Below are 21,659 nucleotides of genomic sequence, written 5' to 3'. Positions count from 1 at the left end.
TAGGATTTCTTATGAAAAACGCCCTTAAATTCACCGCCCTTGCATTGGCGGTCGGTCTATCTGGCATGGCTCATGCCAATTTTGTTGAAGGTCAAGACTACAAAGTCCTGCCCAACCCTGAGAAAATCGCTGGTGATGTCATCGTGGTGCGTGAGTTCTTTTGGTATGGTTGTCCCCACTGTTATACCTTAGAGCCACACATGCAAAAATGGGCAAAAACCCGTGCCAAAGACGTGGCGTTTTTCCGCACGCCTGCCGCCATGAACCCTGTGTGGGAAGTGCCTGCCCGTGGTTTTTATGCCGCCCAAATTATGGGTTATGAAGAAAAAACCCACCAAGCTCTATTTGACGCCATCCACAAAGACGGCAAACGTGTGGACAGATCTAAAGAAACCCTTGCCGACTGGTATGCCACCCAAGGCGTGGACAAAACCAAGTTTAACACCACTTACGACTCATTTGCCGTTACCACCAAACTAGAACGCTCAAAAGCAGGGGCGAAAAACTATCAGCTCACGGGCGTGCCTGCCGTTGTCGTACATGGCAAATATGTGGTTGCAGGCGATGGTGCCAAGGTTACCCAAGTGGTTGATTTTCTTATCAATAAAGTGCGTGAAGAGAAAAAATAATCAGCTCACTCATGCAGTCCGTGCCATGATTGGTACGGACTTTTTTGTGTCTTTTTATCACTCTTGCCTTAACAACTCTCCAAAAACCCCCAGACTCTCCCCAAACTCGTCCACCTTTTCGCTGTCTAGCTCTACGGTCATCACGACATTGTGAGCATAGTCCGCCTCCAAAATCTCACCACCAGCTTGCCCGACCAGATAGCGGATTTGGGCTTCGTGGGCGAAAGTGGTGGCGACTTTAACCACCGATTTTGGCACAAATAACACAAGGGTCATCTCATCCACGACTAGCTGTGTGGCGGTGGCGTAAGCTCGTGTCAGTCCACCCGCCCCAAGTTTGATACCGCCAAAATACCGCACGACCACCACCAGCACATTGCCAATCGCCTTATGCTGTAAGACATTTAAAATCGGTCTGCCTGCCGTGCCGTTAGGTTCGCCGTCATCGTCAAAACCTGCGTGCGTGGTGTTGTGTGGGTCGCCTAGGATATAGGCAACACAATGATGACGAGCGTCAGGGTATCTCTCACGCAAGTGTTCCACGTGAAACATCACTTCGTCTTTTTGGCTGATGGGATAAGCAAAGGCGAGAAATTCGCTTTTTTTGATTTCATAAACCGCTTGGCAAGGGGCAGATAAGGTATGGTAGGTCATCAGCTACAACCCCAATCATAATAAACCTTTGAAAAATCTAAATTTTTTAAATCATCAGGGTGAATTAAAAAATTCGCCAACCCACAATCACCCCAACAAATATCATATTTGCTCTGACTATCAAGTTGAAATAGTAAAATAAATTCTTTTAACTTATCATTATAAGCTCGTGGGTCATCATTAATAAAATCAGCATAACCCAATAAATGATGTCCATAAGCAGTAAAAAATTCCTCACGCTCTACAATCTCGCACCATAATTCTTCACTATCATCCAAAACATCTTCCCAAAATAAACGACCATCAAATAAGATATTTTCAAAATCAAAATGTTTATGATTGATTTCTTTGTAAGTCAATTCAAAATTAACCATAAATTCACGATGACCATAAAATGGCAACCAATGTTCTTTATAATTCAAAATCTTGGCATCAATTTCACTAAAATCTTGCCATAATTCATCAGTATTCGTGATTACTTTATCAAAATACAAAACCCGAAAGCCATTTTTATTAAAACCATCATCCACATCACACCCAAATTGGTCATCAAAACCACTGATAAAAAATGATAATATCCCTGTTTTTGGTAATTTATCATTATTAGGCAAATCCGCCATATTAAATTGAGCCAGTAGCGATAAAGGATTGCCTTTATTATCAGTCGGATATTTAAAATCCTTTGGCAAATAGGGCTTACCACCCACTTTACTTGCCCAAAGTGGTAAATCATTTGCAGGTTTTAAGGTAATGTTAATTACAGGCTTTACGGTTGCTAATATTTTATCTTTATAGGGCAATAAAACGTCGGGTAAATTATCAAGCTGTTTCATATCAATTCCTAGTTAATTTTAAAAAAGATTAAAGGCTGTCTTGCCAAAAATCTACCTTAGAGAAGTCGCCATTTTTTAAATCATTGGGATGAATAAAGAAATTGCCTGTGCCATTATCGCCCCACATGATATTATCATCACTACCGAGACTCAATAATGAAATATAATTTTGATAATCATCAATTTGATGACGCCAATAATCATCACCCCTTGGGTCAAATTGCACAAAATTGGGATAGCCTAATAAATGATGTCCTGTATGATTGATAATTGGACATTCTGATAATTCATCATAAATATCATCATTATCCAATAATTCATTATCATCATAAGGTTTGCCAAATACTTTTTGTGAAAAATTAAAATTTTCAAAACCAATTAACTGTTTATTAAGTTCATAATTGAGAGCGAATTGTTCATTATCTTTAAAAGGTAAAAATTCATCATAATCTGTTTTTGGATAATCTTGATGTAATTTATCATTATCCATCATTATTTTATCAAAATACAGAACTTTACCATCATTATCGCCAATAAAAAATGATAACAAACCTATTTTTGGTAATTCATCGGTAGGGGGTAATTGTGATAAATCAAATTGAGCCAAAAATGCCATTGGTTCGCCTTGATTGTCAGTCGGATAATTAAAATCCTTTGGCAAATACGGCTTACCGCCGATTTTACTTGCCCATAATGGCAAATCTTTTGCAGGTTTTAAAGTGATGTTTATCACGGGTTTAACCGTTGCTAATATCTTATCTTTATAAGGCAATAAAACATCGGGTAAATAATTCAGAGAGTGCATGATATTTTTTATGTTTTTGGCTTAAAATGAGCATTATACACTTTTTGCCCAAAAATCATAACAAATTGTGCTACACTATGTGTTATTTTGGATTGAGAAAATCATGCGATTAGACAAATTTTTAAGTAAAGCCACAGAATTATCTCGTAAAGATGCCAAAAAAATCCTGCACGCAGGCGAGATTACGGTAAACGATGAAGTCGTCAAAGACGGTAGCGTGCATATCAACGCCGATGATGACGTGCTGTGGGCGGGCGAGCCGTTGTCGGTGGCGGACGGCAGTCGTTATATTTTGCTCTATAAGCCAGACGGCTTTGAATGCACACTAAAAGCCAAAGAATACCCCATTGTTACCGAGCTGATTGCCGTACCCGAAGTGGCAAGTTTGCGGATTGCAGGACGGCTTGATGTGGACACCACAGGGGCGTTACTTCTGTCCGATGACGGGGCGTGGCTACACCGAGTTACCAGTCCCAAGCGTCATCAGCCCAAACGCTATGAAATCACGCTTGCCGACCCCATGACCATTGACGAGCAAGCATACGCCATAAAACAAGTCGCCAACGGTATCTTGCTAGAAGGCGATAACGAAAAAACTCGCCCTGCCGAGCTGTCATTTACAGACGAGACTCACGCCACGCTTATTTTGACCGAAGGCAAATATCATCAAGTCAAACGCATGATGGCGTATTTTGGCAATAAAGTGATAGAGCTACACCGAGCAAGCATTGGCACAATTACGCTAGACGGGCTTGACATGGGTGAATGTCGCTTTTTGAGTGATGATGAGATTGGGCAGTTTTGATTAATTTGGGCGGATTGGCGTTTTATTTAGGCAAATAAATGTTCCACCGCCCCAATTTTTATGAACTTCTATCCATCGTGTTTACTGCCCAACCTTGTCAAATTGTGGGGAAGTTGTAAAAGGCTCTCGTTAGCTTAGATTTTGGGGTATAATCTATGCCAAATTATTTTGGGATAAACCATGAAAACATTTAGCACACTACTCGCCCTAAGTCTTGCCATCACAACTGCCACCGTCAGTCTGCCAAGCACCGCCCAGACACCTGCCCCCATTACCGCAAGCGACGACCAGCTCATCAAACAAACCCTACGCCAAATCGGACTTGCCACGCCCGTTCGCACCATCACCCCGACAGGCATTGGCGAGCTTTTGATGGTAACGCTGACCACGGGCGAGAGTCTGCTTATCACGCCTGATGCTCGCTATGTGATTAATGCCACCGCCGAGCCAAACCCCAGCACCATTCACGCCATCGACCCTGCTATCATGAGCGATAAGCCCACAGGCACCCCGATAGACGAAGACCATAAAATCGCCTTGCTTGCCAACATGAACGCCCTACCCCTAGTCACTCCCGACACCGTGTTTTTTCACACGAGTATCAAAGGATTGCTTTGGGCGGTTGCCCAAAATGGCACGCCATTTTTGGTCAGTGCAGACGCTCGTTATGTCATCGGGGGCGATATCAGCGTGATTGCCAACGGCAAACTTGGCGGGCTTGACACCGCCTTTGAGACCGCCAAAAACCGCCACACGCTCGCCACCTTAGACCACACGAGCCTTACCATCTATCCTGCCAAAGACGAGCGAGCGGTCGTCTATGTCGCCACCGACATCAACTGCCCCTACTGCAAGATACTTCACAAAAACATCCCCAATCTTACCGCCAAAGGCATTACCGTCAAAGTCATCGGTTACCCTGTCTATGATGAGTCACCCGAGCCCATGCGACAAATCTGGTGCGAGCGTGATAATGCCAAACGTGCCAAGCTCCTAGACCTTGCCATGAAAGGGGTCAAGGCAGGCAACCAATGCGGTAATGACGACAACCACCTGTCATCCAACATCGCCAAAGTCCGCCCCCTTGCCATCATCGCCACGCCTGCCGTCTATGGCGAAAATGGCGAACTGTTTGAAGGCAACGTGGCAAATGATGAATTGGTCAAGTTTTTGATGGCAAAGTAGCATTGTCTTGACAAATATTTTTAAAATCGCTATATTAAAAATCATTTCGTTTTTAAGGACAAAATCATGACCCACTTCATCACCTGCGACCTATTGGACGACAACGAAGACAAAACCATTCACGTCATACCGCCCATGATAGACGGCAAATCGTTCAAGCACTATGGCGGAATCACAACCTTTGGCGGGCAAGCCGTTACGGTTAAATGCTTTGAAGACAACTCCCGTGTCAAAGAACTGCTTGCCACAGACGGACAAGGCAAAATCCTAGTCGTGGACGGCGGTGCGTCCATGCGATGTGCGTTAATGGGCGATATGATTGCCCAATCAGCGGTGGACAACGGCTGGGCAGGGGTCATCATCTGTGGCTGTGTGCGAGATGTGGACGAGATTGCCAAGATGAGCCTTGGTGTGCTAGCCTTGGCAAGCATTCCCAAAAAGAGCGTAAGAAAAGGCGTGGGCGAGACAGGTCTGCCGATTGTGATTGGTGGGGTGGTTATTCATGACGGCGATTGGGTCTATGCCGATAATAATGGCGTGATTGTCAGTGGGGAGAGATTGGTTTAATTCATCACGCCAAAAAGAAGTTTTACGGGCTAGATTGGTAATATCTAGCCCATATTTTTTGATTGTTAAAAAAGCTAGGCGAACAATTGCTACCCAACGTCATCATAATGATGTAATGGCGTTTAGTTTAAGGCATGGTTTGAGATTTTGCAAATTGCCCAATTCTCCCCCCCATTACAACCGTCTTACCATGTACAAACTCATCGCCCCATATGGCATTTGCCGATTTTGGTAACACGATAATGGCGGTAGAACCCAGATAGAACCGCCCAAGCTCATCGCCTTTTTTGAGCGTGATGTCATGCGTGCGGTGCTGAATGTAGGGTGTGCGTTTGATAGCCCCTGTCGCCACAGACTCAATCCCCGCCACAATCATCGCCCCAACCAGCACCACGCACGCACGCCCAAAAGCGGTGTCAAATTCGCACACCAACCGCTCGTTACGGGCGAACAGGTCAGGGACGTTCTCGGCAGTGGTGTTATTGACCGAAAACAGCGTCCCTGGCACATAGCGTGTGGCAACCAACGTGCCGTCAAAGGGCATATGCACACGGTGGTAATTGGTCGGGGCAAGATAAATCGTGGCAAATGAGCCGTCCACAAACGCCTTACCCAGCTCAAAATCCGCCAAAAGTTGCCCTACGTCATAATCCCGTCCTTTGGCTTGGAGAAGTTGCCCGTTTGTGATTGCTCCGATTTGGCTGATTTTGCCGTCAGCAGGGCAGGCAATGCCGTCTGTCGTCTCGTCAATCGGACGGGCATTTGCTTTTAATTCACGGGTAAAAAAGTCGTTGAAGCTGTCATAATCGTCCAAATTACCACGTTCATATTCTGCCAAATCAATGTTGTAGGCTTTGGCAAAAGTATGGACGAAGGCTTTTTTGATATACGGATTTTGGCTTTTGGCAAGGTAGCCTGCCACTTCTGATAGGGTTTGCTGTGGGGCTAAGTTTTGGGCTAGGGTAAATAGGTTCATGATTTTTCCAAAATAAAAACGGATTTGGGCTATTTTAACCGATATTTGCTATAATAACCGTTTTATTTTGCTAAATTTTATGTCAAACACCCCAACCAATCCCATGACTGCCAAAGAACGCCTATTTCATGCCGTGCTGTTTGAGATTGGGGCGATTGGGCTGACGGTGGCTGTTTTTGCCCTGCTTGGCGACAACCATAGCCCGACCCACGCCACAGGTTTGGCGGTGGCAATCTCGGTGCTGGCGGTGGTGTGGAACATGGTGTTTAACTTTTTGTTTGACAAAGTGGTGACGGGCGAACGCCTTGACCGCTCGCTTGGCACTCGCCTGATTCATATGGGATTGTTTGAAGGTGGGCTATTTTTGGCAACCGTGCCGATGATTGCCCATGCCCTAGATGTCTCGCTGTGGACGGCGTTTGTTATGGATATTGGCGTGGTGGCGGTGATTGGGGTTTATACGTTACTTTTTAATTGGGGTTATGATTGGGTGCGATATAAGATACGGGCAAGGTAATTTATCGGCATTGTTTATATAAGCCACTTTTTGCAATTATAAACGCATAGGGGGTAATTTATTCGCCCAAAAATCATACCACACATAGGATAAATTCTACCAAAAAAATAAATCACCCCAACAACTCCATTTAAAACCAACCCAAAGGAAAACCCATGAAAGCCCTAATCCAACAAGTCCACTGTGCCCATGTTGCTGTGGACGGTCAAATCATCGGACAAATTCAATCAGGCATGCTTGCCTATATCGGCATTGGCAAAGATGATGATTTTGATAAAGCGTGCAAATTGGTTGATAAAATCATCGCCTACCGCATTTTTGAAGACGACAACGGCAAAATGGGCAAATCGGTGTCCGATGTGGGCGGTGGCTTGCTACTGGTGTCGCAATTTACCCTAATGGCAAAAACCGACAAGGGTCGCCGTCCTGATTTTGCCCCTGCCATGCCCCCAGATGACGCAAGGGCGTTGTTTGATAAGTTGGTAAATTATGCTAAACAAGTCTATCCAAGCGTTGCCACAGGCGAATTTGGGGCAAATATGGCGGTCATGGCAGTCAATGACGGCCCGATTAATTTTTTGCTTGACGTATGATTTTTCCAGTTTGCCATTAAAATTGACATGATAAAATTTGGGCGTATCGAAACAAATGATATTCGCCCAAAATCAAGGTTTTATAAAAGGGTGAATGTGGTTTGCCCTACAGACCCCCTTTAAATATCATCAATCCCTTATTTCACACGCCCCACATCGCCCATTAGGTTATCAGGCAGGGGCAAAATCTCCCCAATTTGTGCCACATTTTCAGGCGAGCCGATGACGAGTGCGTCAAAGCCGTCATCATGTGTCACGCCATTGACGATTTGCACTTTACCGACCTTATCGCCGTCTTGGACAGGCTCAGGCAGTCGCACACGGTGCAGGTAGGCTTTTGGGCTTGCCTTAAAATAGAGCCGTGCAATAATCTCCTGCCCCAGATAGCACCCCTTATCATAATCCACACCCCCACGCTGGTGCAGGCGTAGCTCTTGGGGCTGAAACAGTCCCGCTGTGGCTTGGGTTATCCAAAAATTGCCCGTCTCAATGCTCGCTCTCGCCCACGCCCCAAAATCAGCAAGGCTTTCATCATCGCCAAAAGTCGGCACGCCATTTGCCACAACAGGATAAATGGGCGTGGGAGCGGACTGGGTAAATTTAGAAAACGCCCCGTATTTTTTGATATGGGCGGTAAGGCTATCCATACAGTCTGCCGATGTTATAAGTGCAAAGGTCTCATCATCGGTGCGAGATACCCACAACCCAAAGGCAACACGCCCCTTTAAATCGCTGATGGCACAGGGCAAAAAGTCGTGGGTGAGTTTATCGACATTGACAGTTAATTGACCTTGTAAAAATTTGGCGGTGTCTTTGCCGGTTAGGGTGATTTGTGAAAATTGACTCATGGTGTTCTCGATTGGTATTTGTCATTTGTTATTTTCATGTCAATAAGGGGGCTTGGCTTTATTTTCAAGCCAAAATGTGTCAAAAATGATATAATGCTTTTATTTTAGGTAAAATTTATGACTTACCCTGCTTGCCCCAAATGCGATGAAGACTACACCTATGCCGATGGCAACCTGCTCATCTGCCCCATGTGTACCCACGAGTGGTCAGCCGATGGCGACACGGACGACACGCCCGTCATCAAGGATGCCGTTGGCAATGTGCTAAATGATGGCGACAGCGTAACGGTCATCAAAGACTTAAAGGTCAAAGGCTCGTCCACGCCTATCAAGGTCGGCACCAAAGTCAAGTCCATTCGCCTAATCCACGATGCCCCTGATGACCATGACATTGATTGTAAAATTGATGGCTTTGGGTCGATGAAATTAAAATCCAGCGTGGTTAAAAAGGCGTGATGAAAGGATAAAAAGGGCGAGAATATGCCCTTTTTTGATGGTTGATGGTTTTGATGATTGCCTGTCAAAAGCCAAAGTGAAAAACATATACCATGCAAAGAATGGCTTAGTCATTGATTTAATCAAACACTTCGTCATTCATGATACTACCACTTAAAACATCAGCTCAATCATCTCTAAACAAAGACCTAAAATTATAAAAGTAAAAAATGCAAAATAATTATTAAAAAGAATAAGGCTAATGTAACACATTTAAGAAAAAAACTTGGCTCTCTTGATTTAAAAATACTATTATCATACCCATAGATATCACAAATAATACGATACTTTCTTGCTTCAAAAAAGTACATAAAGGCAGTCAAAGCAGATACAATAAATGCTATTAATGCTGATTGCATCAACTCAATATGATTTATAAGAAACTTAATAAACATGAATGAGCAACAAAACACCACAATTGAAAACGTGGCAAGCATGATAAAAACCCATTTTGATAAAAACAAAAAGCACCATTCTATACTTGTAATATCAATCTCCACCTGACCCCGTTTTATAACAAAATATTTATAAACATAATTTATTTGTCGTTCATCAAAAGACAGATTTTTGATTAAATCTATTGCAAAAGGTCTGATTTCGGGGCTAGCTTTTAATTTTGTTGCTTGTTGATATAATTCATTTATCATTAATTCATTTAAACGAGACTTTTCTAACGTTGGCATTTCTTGAAAATCAAGTGCTTTCTGAATATTTTCTATCTTTTTATTTTTAATATGATAATACATATCTAAATATTTTCAAAATTCAAAATAATATGAAAGATCGGAAAAATTAGCAAAACGATTGCAATATGAATGCCTTTATCCAATAAAATATTTATTATCTCAACATTCATCTCGTCTCCTTATAACAAGAAACAAAACCGCCAATTTCTTGACGGTTTTTATCAGTTTATTCCCACTCAATCGTCGCAGGCGGTTTGCTACTGACATCATAGACAACACGAGACACATCGGCAATCTCATTCATGATACGAGTTGAGATTTTATCCACAAGCTCATAGGGCAAATGGGCAAAACGAGCGGTCATAAAATCCACCGTCTCCACCGCACGCAGTGAAATCACCCACGCATAACGGCGTGCGTCCCCCACCACACCCACCGATTTGACAGGGCAAAACACAGCAAAGGCTTGGGCGGTCTTGTCATACCAGCCAGACGCACGAAGCTCCTGCATAAAAATATCGTCCGCCACTCGCAAAATGTCGGCATACTCTTTTTTAATCTCGCCCAAAATCCGCACGCCAAGACCCGGCCCGGGGAAAGGGTGTCTGTAAATCATCTCATGGGGCAAGCCAAGCGTTGTGCCAAGTTTACGCACTTCGTCTTTAAATAAATCACGCAGTGGCTCCACCAATTCAAACTGCAAATCATCAGGCAGACCGCCAACGTTGTGGTGCGATTTGATGACGTGAGCCTTGCCGTTTTTGGTTTTGGCGGACTCGATGACATCAGGGTAAATCGTGCCTTGTGCCAAAAACTTCACACCGTCCAATTTACGAGCTTCTTCGGAGAATACTTCAATAAACTCTCGTCCGATGATTTTGCGTTTATCTTCGGGGTCGGTCGCTCCTGCCAATGCGTCCAAAAAGCGATTTTCAGCGTCCGCACGAATCACCCGAATACCCATGTTATCGGCAAACATTTTCATGACTTGGTCGCCTTCGTTTAGGCGAAGTAGCCCATTATCCACAAACACGCAGGTTAATTGGTCGCCAATGGCTTTATGGAGCAGTGCCGCCACCACCGAGCTGTCCACACCGCCTGATAAGCCAAGTAGCACCTCTTCATCGCCAATTTGCTCTTTTAACTGTGCCACTCGCATTTCAATGATGTTCTCAGGATTCCACAGATTGCCACAACCACAAATGCCATGCACGAAGTTGCTAATCACTTCCACGCCTTTGGCGGTGTGGGTTACTTCTGGGTGAAACTGCACGCCATAGAGCTGACGGCTTTCATCGCTGGCGGAGGCAAAGGCACAGCTTGGCGTGCTTGATGTGGTGATGAAGCCGTCTGGCAGGCTTGCCACTTTGTCGCCATGACTCATCCAAACTTGGATTTGGGCGTTGTCGTCTTTTAAGCCGTTTAGCAGTTTGTCGTCCACCGCCACGTCAATTTGGGCATAGCCAAACTCTTTAACCGCCCCTGCCACCACCGAACCGCCAAGCTGGGCGGACATGGTTTGAAAGCCGTAGCAAATGCCAAGCACAGGTACGCCAAGCTCAAAGACGATTTGCGGGGCTCGTGGCGAGCCTGCTTCGTACACGCTTTCAGGCCCACCTGATAGGATAATGCCCTTGGGGTTAAAGGCTTTGATGTCGTCATCGCTCATGTCAAAGGGGTGCATCTCAGAGTACACGCCTGCTTCACGCACACGGCGAGCGATGAGCTGGCTGTATTGCGAGCCAAAATCTAGGATTAGGATACGGTCGGAGGTGATGTTGGTCATGGGTCTTCCTACAGGTCAAATGATAAAGGTGCTATTATACCAAAACTAAGCCGACAATATCGCCACTTCTTTGACATAACTTTCAAAATCCGCCACACTCTCCGCCAAAAGTTCATCATCGCCCAAGTGCTTGGCGTATTCTATCCACAAAAGTAGCTGATAAATACTGTTATATTCTGCTTTTTTAAATTGCTTGACAAACTGCTTTATCGTGCTTTCATCGCTTAGGTTCAAACGGTTAAACCACGTTTCAATCTTAGTGCATTGCTCAGGCGTAAACACAAGCTCAAACAACGCCCCCGTCAAAACATGACGGTCTTCTTCAATGATGAGCTTACCCACCCGTTTGATTTGGCGGTTTTTGGCGGCATGGCTGTCAATCTCAGTCAAATGCTTTAATTCGTCCAAAAAATACTCACTTACTGGCAAGTTGGCAAGTTGTTTTTTGGAAAGTTTGGCAAGCGGTTCGGACAATTCTTGTAAGCGTTCGTGGGCTTTTTTGATTTCGGTGCGAGACACTCTCATGTCTTGTTTTGACCAGTCAATATTCATAGATTTCTCTTTTTAAATTTCATATTAAAGTGTGTTTTGTAAAAATTTGGGATAAATCACTATTTTTGATAACAGGGCGAATTGCAATTCGCCCCTACCTTTTAATATTGAAATACAAACTAATTTAATTCATTAACCAATTTATATTTTTAACATTACCAATAGCGTTTTTCACGGTGTTTGACAATAATAGGCATATTATCAGGCAACTGATTTTTTAATAACTCACCCACCTTTTGGGTAATATATACCGAACGGTGTTTACCGCCTGTACAACCAATAGCAACTGTTACCGAATAACGGTTATTATTTAAAAAATTAGGAAGCCATTTTATCAAAAACTTGCCAATATCATCCGCCATGTCGTCCACTTCTGGATAATTAGCAAAAAAGGCTTTTACATCGTCATCAAGCCCTGTTTGCGGACGCAAGTTTTCTTGCCAATGTGGATTGGGCAATATCCGCACATCAAAAACAAAATCGGCATCAATGGGCGTACCATGTTTAAACCCAAAAGACAACACATTGACCGATACCACATTATCCATGCCAATATGTTGGCGGACTTTTTCTTTTAATTCGTGAATGTTGAGCGTACTGGTATCAATTTTAATATCAGCATTGGTTGCAATCGGCTTTAACAGCTCAATCTCTTGGGCTAGGGCGTTGGGCAAATTATTGGCGGTCGGCATGAGTGGGTGGACTCGCCGTGTCGCCCCAAAACGTGCCACCAGTACGCTCTCTTGGGCGGTAACGTATAGGATTTTGACCGCTTCATGGTATTTGTCGGTCAAGTTCTGATACACGCCCCCAAAGGCGGACAAGTCGGCTTTTGGCGTTCTGACATCTATACCTAACGCCACTTTTTTGACATCATTGCCAATCAAATCGTCCACCGCCTGCCCCACAAGCGACAAGGGCAGATTGTCAATGACATAAAAACCAAAATCTTCTAAAATATTTAACACAGACGTTTTGCCAGAGCCTGACCGCCCTGATACGATGATGATTTGGGTGTTTGACATTTATTTTCCTTATAATAATTTAAACAGATTTCTTAAAAACTCCGCATCTAAAGAAAACCGTTCGTGGTGAGCTTGTCGAACCATGAAAAGGTTTTCTTTCACCCTTCGACAAGCTCAGGGTGAACGGAAAACCAGTTTTACAGGAAATCCGATAAATCAATTTCTATATTATCCAAAAGCCGTGCCTTACCGACATATACCGCCGTTAATACCACTAATTTTTTATCAGTCCCTTTAACGGGTTCTAATTTATCATTATAAAGCTCCAAATAATCCACGTTTAATCCCATATTGGTTAATTCATCGTGGTATTTTTGTATAATGGTTGGATAATTGTTTATATCCGATTTTATCACATCGGCTTTAATCTTTTGCAAGGTTTTTTGGATAATGGGAGCGGTGTTTAATTCATCATCATTTAAATAGCCATTTCGTGATGACAATGCCAAACCGTCTGTATTACGGATAATCTCGCCACCGATGATTTTTATGCCAAAATTTAATTCATCATTGAGCCTACGGATAATCGCAAGCTGTTGATAATCTTTTTTGCCAAATACCGCCACATCAGGGCGGACGATATTAAAGAGCTTGCCCACCACAAGCCCCACACCGTCAAAATGCGTGGGGCGAGATTTGCCACATAATATCTTAGTAATCTCGCCACTTAGCACCTGCACATGGGGCGGATAAGTGGGGTACATCTCATCAACGCTCGGGGCGAACACCATGTCCGCTTGTACGCTTTGCAATTTTTCACAATCAGCATCAAGCGTGCGTGGATAGCTGTCAAAATCTTCGCCCGCCCCAAACTGCGTGGGATTGACAAAAATACTGACCACGACAATATCGGCATGACGTTTGGCGATATTCACCAGCGACAAATGCCCGTCATGCAGATTCCCCATGGTCGGCACAAAACCAATGGTTTTGCCGTCTTTGCGATGCTTGTTTAGAGCGGTTTGTAAGTCGTTGATATGATGAAAGATTTTCATAATTTTTGCCATTGATTAGTGAAAGATATGCTCAACACTAGGAAAAGTCTTATTTTTAACCGCTTGATGAAAATTCACAAATGCCCCCAAAATATCGCCTGTTTCATTGCCAGTATCTTTTAAAAAGTCTTTGACAAATTTGGCAGGTTTTTGGGTATAAACGCCGAGCATATCGTGCATGACCAAGACTTGCCCGTCCGTCTCCACGCCCGCCCCAATGCCAATGACAGGCACGGCAAACCGCTCGCTCACGGCTTTAGCAAGCGATGACGGTACGCATTCCAGCACAATCATGCTCGCCCCTGCGTTTACCAAAACTTCACAATCTTTTAATAATTTATCGGCTTGGGTGTCCGTTTTGCCCTGCACCTTATAACCGCCCAGCACATTGACCGATTGAGGCGTTAATCCCAAATGCACGCATACAGGCACGCCATTATCCGTCAAAACCTTGACCGTATCAGCAAGCTCGCTACCACCTTCAATCTTCACCACATTCGCCCCTGCTTGCATGACCGCACGGCTATTTGCAATGGCATCAGGCAACGTGGCATAGCTCATAAACGGCAAATCGGTCATAATCAAGGCGTGGCGGTTAGCACGGACAACATTGGCGGTATGATACACCATGTCGGCAACCGTAACAGGTAGCGTGGACGCTTGCCCCTGCACCACCATGCCAAGACTGTCGCCCACCAAAATCACGTCAATGCCCGCCTGCCCCATAAGATAAGCAAAACTGGCATCATAGCAGGTCAGACAGCTAAATTTTTCGCCTTGCTTTTTGTATTTGGCAAGCGTGGATAGGGTTATGGGGGCGTGGGTTAGGTAGGTCATTCATCTTCCTAATTCATTGTGTACAAACAGTTTGATAAACAACATTTTTACCAATCATGGCACTATGTTTATTTAGTTTGAATTATTTGCCAATTTGGTTAATCCGTCCATCTCATGTGCCAATGCCAACTCACGGATTTTTTGCCCGCTTATCATCAATTTATCATTTAATTCCAAAAGTGGCACCAGCACAAAATTCCGCTCAAAAATCCCACTGTGTGGCACGGTCAGCCTGTCATTATGGATAACGTCATCGCCATACAACAAAATATCCACATCAAGCGAACGCTCGCCCCACCGCCGTAACCGCACACGCCCTGCCCCCTGCTCCAAATCTTGACAAAAATTAAGTAAGCTCATAGGGTCAAGGGCAGTCTTGGCGGACAACACCGCATTGACAAAATCAGGCTGGTCGGTTACGCCAAAGGGCTTGGAGGCATACAAAGACGACAGCACCACATCACAAAACCGCTCATCAGTATTCAGCGTATCACGCACCGCCAAAATGTGGCTGGTCGGGTCGCCAAGCTCGTTGGCGATATTGCCCCCCAGTCCTAAGTAGATTTGCACCTTATTGGTCATCGTGTTTGGCTCGTGGTTTGGCGTTGGATTTTTTGCGTTTTTTGGGTTTTGGCGTGTCCGTATCTTGGGCGGTTTCTCGTGGCTTCGCTTGTTGTCTTGTCTGCTGTCCTGTTGTTTGGCGTTTGCTCGCCTGCGTTTTGGGCTTGGCAGAGCTTGGCACAGATGGCTGTAAGTCGCTCTCGGTCAGCCCCTGCTCACGCTCTTTGATGGACAGCGTTGATGACGGCTGACGTTTGCGATAACGCACCGATGGGATGTAAGGCTCATCATTGTCCAGCAGTTTGGCAAAATCACTCTCGCTGTACGTGCGACGCTCAAAGGTCGGCACATCCACCTGCCGTACTCTTGGCGTGGGGCGAGTACTCTTGGGTGTGTTGGCATTATCCACCACCAGTAGCGGTTGTGGCACATCGTCCGCCTTGTCATCATCACGCCCTGAGAGCTGTTGTAGTTGCAGAAGTTCGGCATCTTTATCAATGTCAATGCCTGTATCCGTTCCACGCCGTCTGCGAGTGCGAGTCACACCACCTCCTAACGCACTTAGCATCTGGCTTTGACTGGTCGCATCGACCGCCAAATAACGTTGCCACCACGCCCCCATGCCATTGGTCGGCTCGGACAGCGGGCTATCATCATGGCTCTCACGCATGATAAGAAAATCAAGCCCTGCCCGAAATTTACCCTGCGAGCTTAGCCTGTCCACATCTTTGGGCTTGGGACTGACGAGCTTGGGTTGCATGAACCAAATATCGCTGATAAAATCTTCGGCAAACTTAGGGATGGCGGTCTTGATACGCTGAGCATCAAACACCTTGCGAGACGCTTTGAGTTGGGCTTCGTGAAATGGCAGACCCTTTTTCTTAAATTTTACCAAAGCGTGCAGATAATTCTCCCACAACAGCACCGCATAAAAAAACGCAGGGTTGGCGGTTTTGCCCGACGCAATCCGTTCATCGGTGTTTTTGGCAACTTGCAGGGCAAGGCGAGTGGGCTTGGGCTGAGCGTAGGTCATCAGACTGCTCATCGCCCCGTATTGATACAGCAGGGGCAACAGCGGAGCCAGATAACCGCCCGTAAACATCTTTTGGGTCTCATCATAGAGCCGATGAGCCGAGACCTGCTCCAAAAGCGTCCAGCTTGTGTCATTAAACTGTTTGGCAAGGGCTTTGTCAAATTCAAAGCCTAGTTTGGCTTTAAACCGCAACGCACGAAGCAGGCGAACAGGGTCTTCTTCCACACGCACCTTTGCGTCCCCAAGCAGGCGTAATGTGCCGTTTTTGATGTCATCGACCGCCCCACAAAAATCGAGCACTTCACCCTTAATCGGCTGATAATACAAGGCGTTAATGGAAAAATCACGGCGGGCAAAATCCTGCGTAATGTCGCCCCACACGTTATCACGGGTAATCATGCCGTCATCGGTCGTGTGTGTGTCGTCCTTAGGCGGAGCCCGAAAGGTCGCCACTTCGATGAGTTCACGCCCCGAATAAACGTGAGCGAGCTGAAATCGCTTGCCAATGATACGGCAACGACCGCCAAAAATCGCCTTAATCTCATGGGGGCGAGCGTTGGTCACGGCATCAAAATCCTTGGGAGCCAGCCCCAAAAGGCTATCACGCACGCCACCGCCCACGATATAGGCGTCAAAACCTGCTTTATTGAGCGTACTGATGACTTCCACGATACTGTGTGGCAAAGTGCGTTTGTCAAGCCCCAACTTCTGTGCCGACAGCACGGTCGCTGATGATTTGGGGGTTTTGTGTTTGGTTGGTTTTTTTTGCATAAGGTGTTTAGACTGCTTTTTTGATGTTTGGTGAATGGCATGCTTTACCATTGGTTTGTCTGTTTGGCGGTGCTTGGACTGTTTAGACCGCTTGGCTTTTTTGGTTTTTTTAGCTTTTTTGGGGCTAGCATGGAACTGCCCAAGCTTTATGTCCGCTTTTGTCTTTGCCATGACTTATGTCACTCATTTTTTACTGGGGCGTGTTAAACATTGATAACATTTACTTCATTCTCAACTTAAAATGGTAACTTATTGATTTTTCAATTATTATTTTCGGGTTGTAGGGGCGAATTGCAATTCGCCCTTTATAAATTAATCACTCATACAAAGTTGAGAATGGGGTAACATTTATTTGCATTTAAAAGATTAAAAGATAAGTAAAAATCTTACACATTTACCTAATTACACCCAACCAACTTAATATTTACCACGGGTTTGTAGGAGTGTACCGAGCACACCCTTTGATGGTGTTGTTTTTTACTCAGGCGTGCTCAGCACGCCCCTACATCCACACATCATCGCATTTATAATAACTTTAAAGTTTATTGGCTATAAGTGACTAAATTTTTTTCATAACAAAAACTTGCTTGATAAAATGACCATCAAATGCCCTTTAACAACCACCCGTCATAAGCTTCATTGTACCTTGTTTTTGCCAAAAAAGCTAATGCACCGTGAGTCTATGACGGTTTTTTTCTAAGGTTTTGACCCCAATGCCCTTCACCTTTGTCAAATCATCCACGCTATCAAACCGCCCCATCAGCTCCCGATAATCCACAATCGCCTGAGCGGTCTTTGCCCCCACGCCATTTAAGGTTGCAAGCTCGCCCATACTGGCGGTGTTGATATTGACCCGCTCGCTCATCGCTTTTTGGGCGGATTGCTTGGCGATAAGGGCTTGATACGCCTGTTTAGGGTCGGCGTAGCACTGGTTTGCCCATACAGGACTGACTGATAAGGCAAGTAACGCCCATGCCCATCGCTTTAATTTATGGTGTTTCATTTGTGCTGTTTTCATGGGCTTTTACCATGTCCCAGTATTTATCCATTTCTGCCAAATCGCTTTCTTCTAGCGTTTTGCCCTGCTCCATCAGCGACTGCTCTACAAAGGCAAATCGTCGTTTAAATTTGGCATTGGTATTTTGTAGTGCCATCTCAGCATCAATGTCCAAATGACGAGCAAGGTTAGTCAGAACAAACAGCACATCACCAAGCTCGCCTGCGATTTTATCTTTTTGGGTGTTATCTAGTTTATCCGTTTTATAACTAAAATCAGGTGTGGGTAATTCTGCTTGCAATTCGCCAAGCTCCTCTTGAAGTTTACCCAACACACCACCCAGATTGTCCCAATCAAAACCGACTTTTCCTGCCTGTTTTTGTAAGTTTTGGGCGGTCATCAGAGCCGTGCCTGCCTTGACGTCAGATAATAGGCGTTTTGGGCGGTCTTGATTTTCAATCTGTTTAATCTCGTCCCAACGGCGTTTGACGTCTTCGTCCGTTTTTAGATTTTCTTTGTCAAAGACATGGGGGTGTCTGCGTATCAATTTTTCTTGCAATGTATAAATCACGTCCGCCATGTCAAACCGCCCCTGCTCGGCATACAGATGAGCATGAAAGACGATTTGCAAAAGCACATCACCAAGCTCGCCTTTAATGTCATCGGTGGCAAGGGGGCTTTTGTCATCGCTTGCAATGGCTTCTACAAGTTCAAAAACTTCTTCTATGGCGTATTTTTGCAGGCTGTCGTTGGTTTGTTTGGCGTCCCACGGGCAATCGGTGCGAAGGCATGCCATGAGTGCCAACAGGTCGGAGAATTGGTTGGTTGGGGTCATGATGTTTACTTTTTCATTTTAAGGATTGTTTTAATTTTACCACAAAAACAAAAAAGCCCAAGCAAACTTGGACTTTTTATTATGTTCACCTTTATGACTTCTACTGAGCCAAATCTTCAAACAAGGCGGTAGATAAATAACGCTCGCCCGATGACGGAATCACCACCACGATGAGTTTACCGGCGTTTTCAGGACGGCTTGCCACTTGTAGGGCAGACCGCACCGCCGCCCCTGCACTGATGCCCACAAGCAGACCTTCTTTTTCTGCCATTTGACGAGCGGTGGCAAAGGCGGACTCGGTGGTAACGGTGATGACTTCGTTATAAACACCTGTGTTTAAAATGCTTGGCACAAAACCGGGGGCAAGTCCTTGCAATTTATGAGCCCCTTTTTCACCACCGCTAAACACCGGCGAATCAGACGGTTCTACTGCCACGATTTGTACGCTGTCCTTTTTGGCTTTTAGTACTTCGCCCACGCCTGTAATCGTACCGCCCGTGCCAATGCCTGCCACCACGATATCCACTTGTCCGTCTGTGTCGTTCCAGATTTCTAGGGCGGTGGTTTCACGGTGGATTTTTGGGTTGGCTAGGTTGTCAAATTGGCGTGGCATAAAATAGCCGTCTTGACTGGCAAGCTCGTTCGCCTTGGCAATCGCTCCGCCCATACCGTCTGACGCAGGCGTTAGCACAAGCTCCGCTCCATAAGCACGCAATAACGCACGGCGTTCAAGGCTCATGCTCTCGGGCATGGTGATGACAAGTTTATAACCCTTGGACGCACACACCATGGCAAGCCCAATGCCCGTGTTGCCCGATGTCGCTTCTACGATGGTGGTGTCTTGGTTGATAAGTCCGTCTTTTTCGGCTTCATTTATCATCGATAGGGCAATGCGGTCTTTGACCGAGCTGGCGGGGTTAAAGTATTCTAGCTTGGCGACAACGCGAGCAGGCAAACCTTCTGTTAAGCGGTTAAGCTCTACTAAGGGCGTGTTGCCGATAAGGTCGGTGATGTTTTTGGCGATGTTCATAAAATTTTCCTTTTTAAAGGTTGTTGGTTTAAAATATTGCACAGTTAGCATACCAAATTTTTATAAAAATTTATAGGCGAAAAATGTTAAGTATTATTCCATTTTGGCATTTAAATAATTTCACAATATCCACGACTAAATCATGATAAAATTAAACTGTTTTATTTTCATACTTAGGATAATTTATGACTACTTTTAACCCCATCACCATCTCCTGCTTTAAAGCCTATGACGTGCGTGGCGAGCTTGATGTTAATCTAGACAATGCCATCGCTTACCGCATCGGACGAGCGTTCGCCCAATATCTCAATGACGGCAAAGAAAACCCTGTCATCGTGGTCGGCTCGGACATCCGCCCGTCCAGCGAGAGCCTAAAACAATCCGCCATTGACGGCATCGCGGACGCAGGCGTGGACGTGATAGATTTGGGCATGGTCGGCACCGAAGAAGTGTATTTTGCCACAAGCCATTACAATGCCATCGGTGGGATTGAAGTTACCGCAAGCCACAACCCCATCAACTACAACGGCTTAAAAATGGTGCGTGAAAACTCTCGCCCCATCAGTGGCGATACGGGCTTGGCGGACATTCGTGCCATTGCCGAGCGTGGCGAATTTGTGGTGGCGGACAAAGGCAAAGTTACCCTAAACACCGACAAAACCGCCTACATTGACAAGCTCATGAGCTTTACCGACACCGCCAAATTTACCCCCAAAAAAATCGTGGTCAACAGTGGCAACGGCTCGGCAGGGCCTGTGGTTGATGAACTTGAAAAACGCCTTGGCGATAAAATTGAGCTTATCAAAGTCCACCACACCCCAGACAGCTCATTCCCCAACGGCATTCCCAACCCCATGATTATCGCCAATCAAAAGACGACTTCGGACGCGGTCATCGCTCATGGGGCGGATTTTGGCGTGGCGTTTGACGGCGATTTTGACAGATGTTTTTTGTTTGATGAAAAAGGGAGATTTATTGAAGGCTCATACATCGTGGGCATGCTTGCCGAAGTATTTTTGAAAAAACATCAAGGCGAGAGCATTGTCTATGACCCCCGAGTGATTTATAACACCGAGAACGTCATCGCCCAAAATGGCGGTAAACCTGCCATCAGCAAGTCAGGGCATTCGTTCATCAAGCAGGTCATGCGTGAGACAGGGGCGATTTATGGGGGCGAGATGTCAGCTCATCATTATTTCCGTGATTTTGCCTATTGTGATAGTGGCATGATAGTGTGGCTACTGGTGATTGAACTTCTGTCAGTAACAGGTAAAACTTTATCCGAGCTGGTTAATGGTTATATCAATGATTTTCCAAGTTCGGGGGAGCTTAATTTTCGCTTGGGGCAAAAAACCGCCACCGAAATCGGCGAGCTGTTAGAACAAAAATACCACGCATTAAATCCTACCAAAAATACCCTAGACGGACTCAGCCTAGATTTTGGCAACTGGCGATTTAATCTCCGCTCGTCCAACACCGAGCCACTCATTCGCCTAAATATTGAAACCAAAGGCGACAAAGAGCTGTTAAAAGAGCGAACCGATGAGATTTTAGCGGTGTTAGATGAATGCGGTGCGGTGAGTGCCAACCACTAAACGTTAAACCAACAAAAAAGAGTTGATAAAAAAACAGGGTAGCGAAAAT

24 protein-coding genes are annotated in these 21,659 nt (G+C 45.2%); 8 read left to right on the top strand and 16 right to left on the bottom strand.

All coding sequences use genetic code 11. The features are described 5' to 3' along the window. Positions 1-11 precede the first annotated feature (11 nt). The gene (locus tag IM753_RS08475) at positions 12-629 is read left to right on the top strand and encodes a thiol:disulfide interchange protein DsbA/DsbL (RefSeq protein ID WP_065256838.1); all 618 of its coding nucleotides are present in this window, start codon (positions 12-14) and stop codon (positions 627-629) included. Between the two features lie 57 nt (positions 630-686). Here IM753_RS08475 and IM753_RS08470 read toward each other — a convergent pair whose 3' ends face one another. The 3 genes from IM753_RS08470 to IM753_RS08460 are packed head-to-tail and all read right to left on the bottom strand — an operon-like array spanning position 687 to position 2,921. After that, positions 687-1,283 carry a YigZ family protein gene (locus IM753_RS08470; RefSeq protein ID WP_065256837.1) on the bottom strand — a complete coding sequence of 199 codons (597 nt, stop codon included), beginning with the start codon at positions 1,281-1,283 and terminating at the stop codon, positions 687-689. Next, positions 1,283-2,116, bottom strand: a complete 834-nt coding sequence (locus IM753_RS08465; RefSeq protein ID WP_194109087.1) for a YwqG family protein — start codon at positions 2,114-2,116, stop codon at positions 1,283-1,285. The genes IM753_RS08470 and IM753_RS08465 overlap by 1 nt, the downstream gene beginning before the upstream one ends. Before the next feature lie 28 nt (positions 2,117-2,144). After that, entirely contained in the window at positions 2,145-2,921 is a 777-nt protein-coding gene (locus IM753_RS08460) for a YwqG family protein (RefSeq protein ID WP_227713114.1), read from the bottom strand. A gap of 103 nt (positions 2,922-3,024) precedes the next feature. Here IM753_RS08460 and IM753_RS08455 point away from each other — a divergent pair, with 103 nt between their 5' ends. The 3 genes from IM753_RS08455 (at position 3,025) to rraA (ending at position 5,478) form a co-directional block, all read left to right on the top strand. Then, positions 3,025-3,726: a pseudouridine synthase gene (locus IM753_RS08455; protein ID WP_194109085.1), complete on the top strand. Its 702-nt coding sequence runs from the start codon at positions 3,025-3,027 to the stop codon at positions 3,724-3,726. A gap of 180 nt (positions 3,727-3,906) precedes the next feature. Next, positions 3,907-4,911 carry a DsbC family protein gene (locus IM753_RS08450; protein ID WP_194109084.1) on the top strand — a complete coding sequence of 335 codons (1,005 nt, stop codon included), beginning with the start codon at positions 3,907-3,909 and terminating at the stop codon, positions 4,909-4,911. Between the two features lie 66 nt (positions 4,912-4,977). Continuing rightward, positions 4,978-5,478, top strand: a complete 501-nt coding sequence (gene rraA / locus IM753_RS08445; protein WP_065256834.1) for a ribonuclease E activity regulator RraA — start codon at positions 4,978-4,980, stop codon at positions 5,476-5,478. Positions 5,479-5,605: 127 nt separating this feature from the next. Here the strand turns inward: rraA and asd are convergent, their stop codons facing one another. After that, entirely contained in the window at positions 5,606-6,454 is an 849-nt protein-coding gene (gene asd, locus IM753_RS08440; RefSeq protein WP_065256833.1) for an archaetidylserine decarboxylase, read from the bottom strand. 79 nt (positions 6,455-6,533) lie between these two features. Between asd and IM753_RS08435 the strand changes: the two genes are divergently transcribed. Together IM753_RS08435 and dtd are read left to right on the top strand one after the other, a co-directional pair. Next, positions 6,534-6,971: a PACE efflux transporter gene (locus IM753_RS08435; protein ID WP_197035917.1), complete on the top strand. Its 438-nt coding sequence runs from the start codon at positions 6,534-6,536 to the stop codon at positions 6,969-6,971. A 155-nt stretch (positions 6,972-7,126) separates the two neighbouring features. Next, positions 7,127-7,564, top strand: a complete 438-nt coding sequence (dtd, locus tag IM753_RS08430; RefSeq protein WP_194109083.1) for a D-aminoacyl-tRNA deacylase — start codon at positions 7,127-7,129, stop codon at positions 7,562-7,564. A 137-nt stretch (positions 7,565-7,701) separates the two neighbouring features. Here the strand turns inward: dtd and IM753_RS08425 are convergent, their stop codons facing one another. Continuing rightward, complete coding sequence (locus IM753_RS08425) at positions 7,702-8,412, bottom strand: folate-binding protein YgfZ (protein ID WP_194109082.1); 711 nt, start codon at positions 8,410-8,412, stop codon at positions 7,702-7,704. Positions 8,413-8,529: 117 nt separating this feature from the next. On the opposite strand from IM753_RS08425, the gene IM753_RS08420 reads away from it, so the two are divergent. Continuing rightward, positions 8,530-8,868, top strand: a complete 339-nt coding sequence (locus IM753_RS08420; RefSeq protein WP_065256830.1) for a zinc ribbon domain-containing protein YjdM — start codon at positions 8,530-8,532, stop codon at positions 8,866-8,868. A 194-nt stretch (positions 8,869-9,062) separates the two neighbouring features. Here the strand turns inward: IM753_RS08420 and IM753_RS08415 are convergent, their stop codons facing one another. The 11 genes from IM753_RS08415 to cysK all read right to left on the bottom strand — a co-directional run bounded on the left by IM753_RS08415 (position 9,063) and on the right by cysK (position 20,015). Next, positions 9,063-9,653, bottom strand: a complete 591-nt coding sequence (locus IM753_RS08415; RefSeq protein WP_065256492.1) for a hypothetical protein — start codon at positions 9,651-9,653, stop codon at positions 9,063-9,065. 166 nt (positions 9,654-9,819) lie between these two features. Next, positions 9,820-11,379, bottom strand: a complete 1,560-nt coding sequence (gene guaA / locus IM753_RS08410) for a glutamine-hydrolyzing GMP synthase (protein WP_065256491.1) — start codon at positions 11,377-11,379, stop codon at positions 9,820-9,822. 45 nt (positions 11,380-11,424) lie between these two features. After that, on the bottom strand, positions 11,425-11,931 hold the full coding sequence (gene yjgA, locus IM753_RS08405; protein ID WP_065256490.1) for a ribosome biogenesis factor YjgA: 507 nt from the start codon (positions 11,929-11,931) through the stop codon (positions 11,425-11,427). Positions 11,932-12,086: 155 nt separating this feature from the next. Beyond that, positions 12,087-12,956 (bottom strand): RNase adapter RapZ, encoded by an 870-nt coding sequence (gene rapZ, locus IM753_RS08400; protein ID WP_065256489.1) that lies wholly within the window; start codon positions 12,954-12,956, stop codon positions 12,087-12,089. A 137-nt stretch (positions 12,957-13,093) separates the two neighbouring features. Then, the gene (panC, locus tag IM753_RS08395; protein WP_065256488.1) at positions 13,094-13,951 is read right to left on the bottom strand and encodes a pantoate--beta-alanine ligase; all 858 of its coding nucleotides are present in this window, start codon (positions 13,949-13,951) and stop codon (positions 13,094-13,096) included. A gap of 15 nt (positions 13,952-13,966) precedes the next feature. Continuing rightward, positions 13,967-14,788, bottom strand: coding sequence for a 3-methyl-2-oxobutanoate hydroxymethyltransferase (panB, locus tag IM753_RS08390; RefSeq protein WP_065256487.1), 822 nt, complete (start codon positions 14,786-14,788; stop codon positions 13,967-13,969). 72 nt (positions 14,789-14,860) lie between these two features. Continuing rightward, the gene (gene folK / locus IM753_RS08385; RefSeq protein WP_065256486.1) at positions 14,861-15,370 is read right to left on the bottom strand and encodes a 2-amino-4-hydroxy-6-hydroxymethyldihydropteridine diphosphokinase; all 510 of its coding nucleotides are present in this window, start codon (positions 15,368-15,370) and stop codon (positions 14,861-14,863) included. Beyond that, positions 15,360-17,153 (bottom strand): polynucleotide adenylyltransferase PcnB, encoded by a 1,794-nt coding sequence (pcnB, locus tag IM753_RS08380; protein WP_194109092.1) that lies wholly within the window; start codon positions 17,151-17,153, stop codon positions 15,360-15,362. The genes folK and pcnB overlap by 11 nt, the downstream gene beginning before the upstream one ends. Positions 17,154-17,817: 664 nt before the next feature. After that, the gene (locus tag IM753_RS08375; RefSeq protein WP_227514747.1) at positions 17,818-18,171 is read right to left on the bottom strand and encodes a ComEA family DNA-binding protein; all 354 of its coding nucleotides are present in this window, start codon (positions 18,169-18,171) and stop codon (positions 17,818-17,820) included. Next, entirely contained in the window at positions 18,143-18,985 is an 843-nt protein-coding gene (mazG, locus tag IM753_RS08370; RefSeq protein ID WP_194109081.1) for a nucleoside triphosphate pyrophosphohydrolase, read from the bottom strand. The genes IM753_RS08375 and mazG overlap by 29 nt, the downstream gene beginning before the upstream one ends. A gap of 100 nt (positions 18,986-19,085) precedes the next feature. Then, positions 19,086-20,015, bottom strand: a complete 930-nt coding sequence (gene cysK / locus IM753_RS08365; protein ID WP_065256483.1) for a cysteine synthase A — start codon at positions 20,013-20,015, stop codon at positions 19,086-19,088. Between the two features lie 185 nt (positions 20,016-20,200). Here cysK and IM753_RS08360 point away from each other — a divergent pair, with 185 nt between their 5' ends. After that, a complete protein-coding gene (locus IM753_RS08360) occupies positions 20,201-21,610 on the top strand; it encodes a phosphomannomutase/phosphoglucomutase (protein ID WP_065256482.1) in 1,410 nt (469 codons plus the stop codon). Positions 21,611-21,659 lie beyond the last annotated feature (49 nt).

It is taken from the genome of Moraxella sp. K127, from assembly GCF_015223095.1.
Lineage (GTDB): Bacteria > Pseudomonadota > Gammaproteobacteria > Pseudomonadales > Moraxellaceae > Moraxella.
This window is presented reverse-complemented; position numbering and strand designations above follow the sequence as displayed.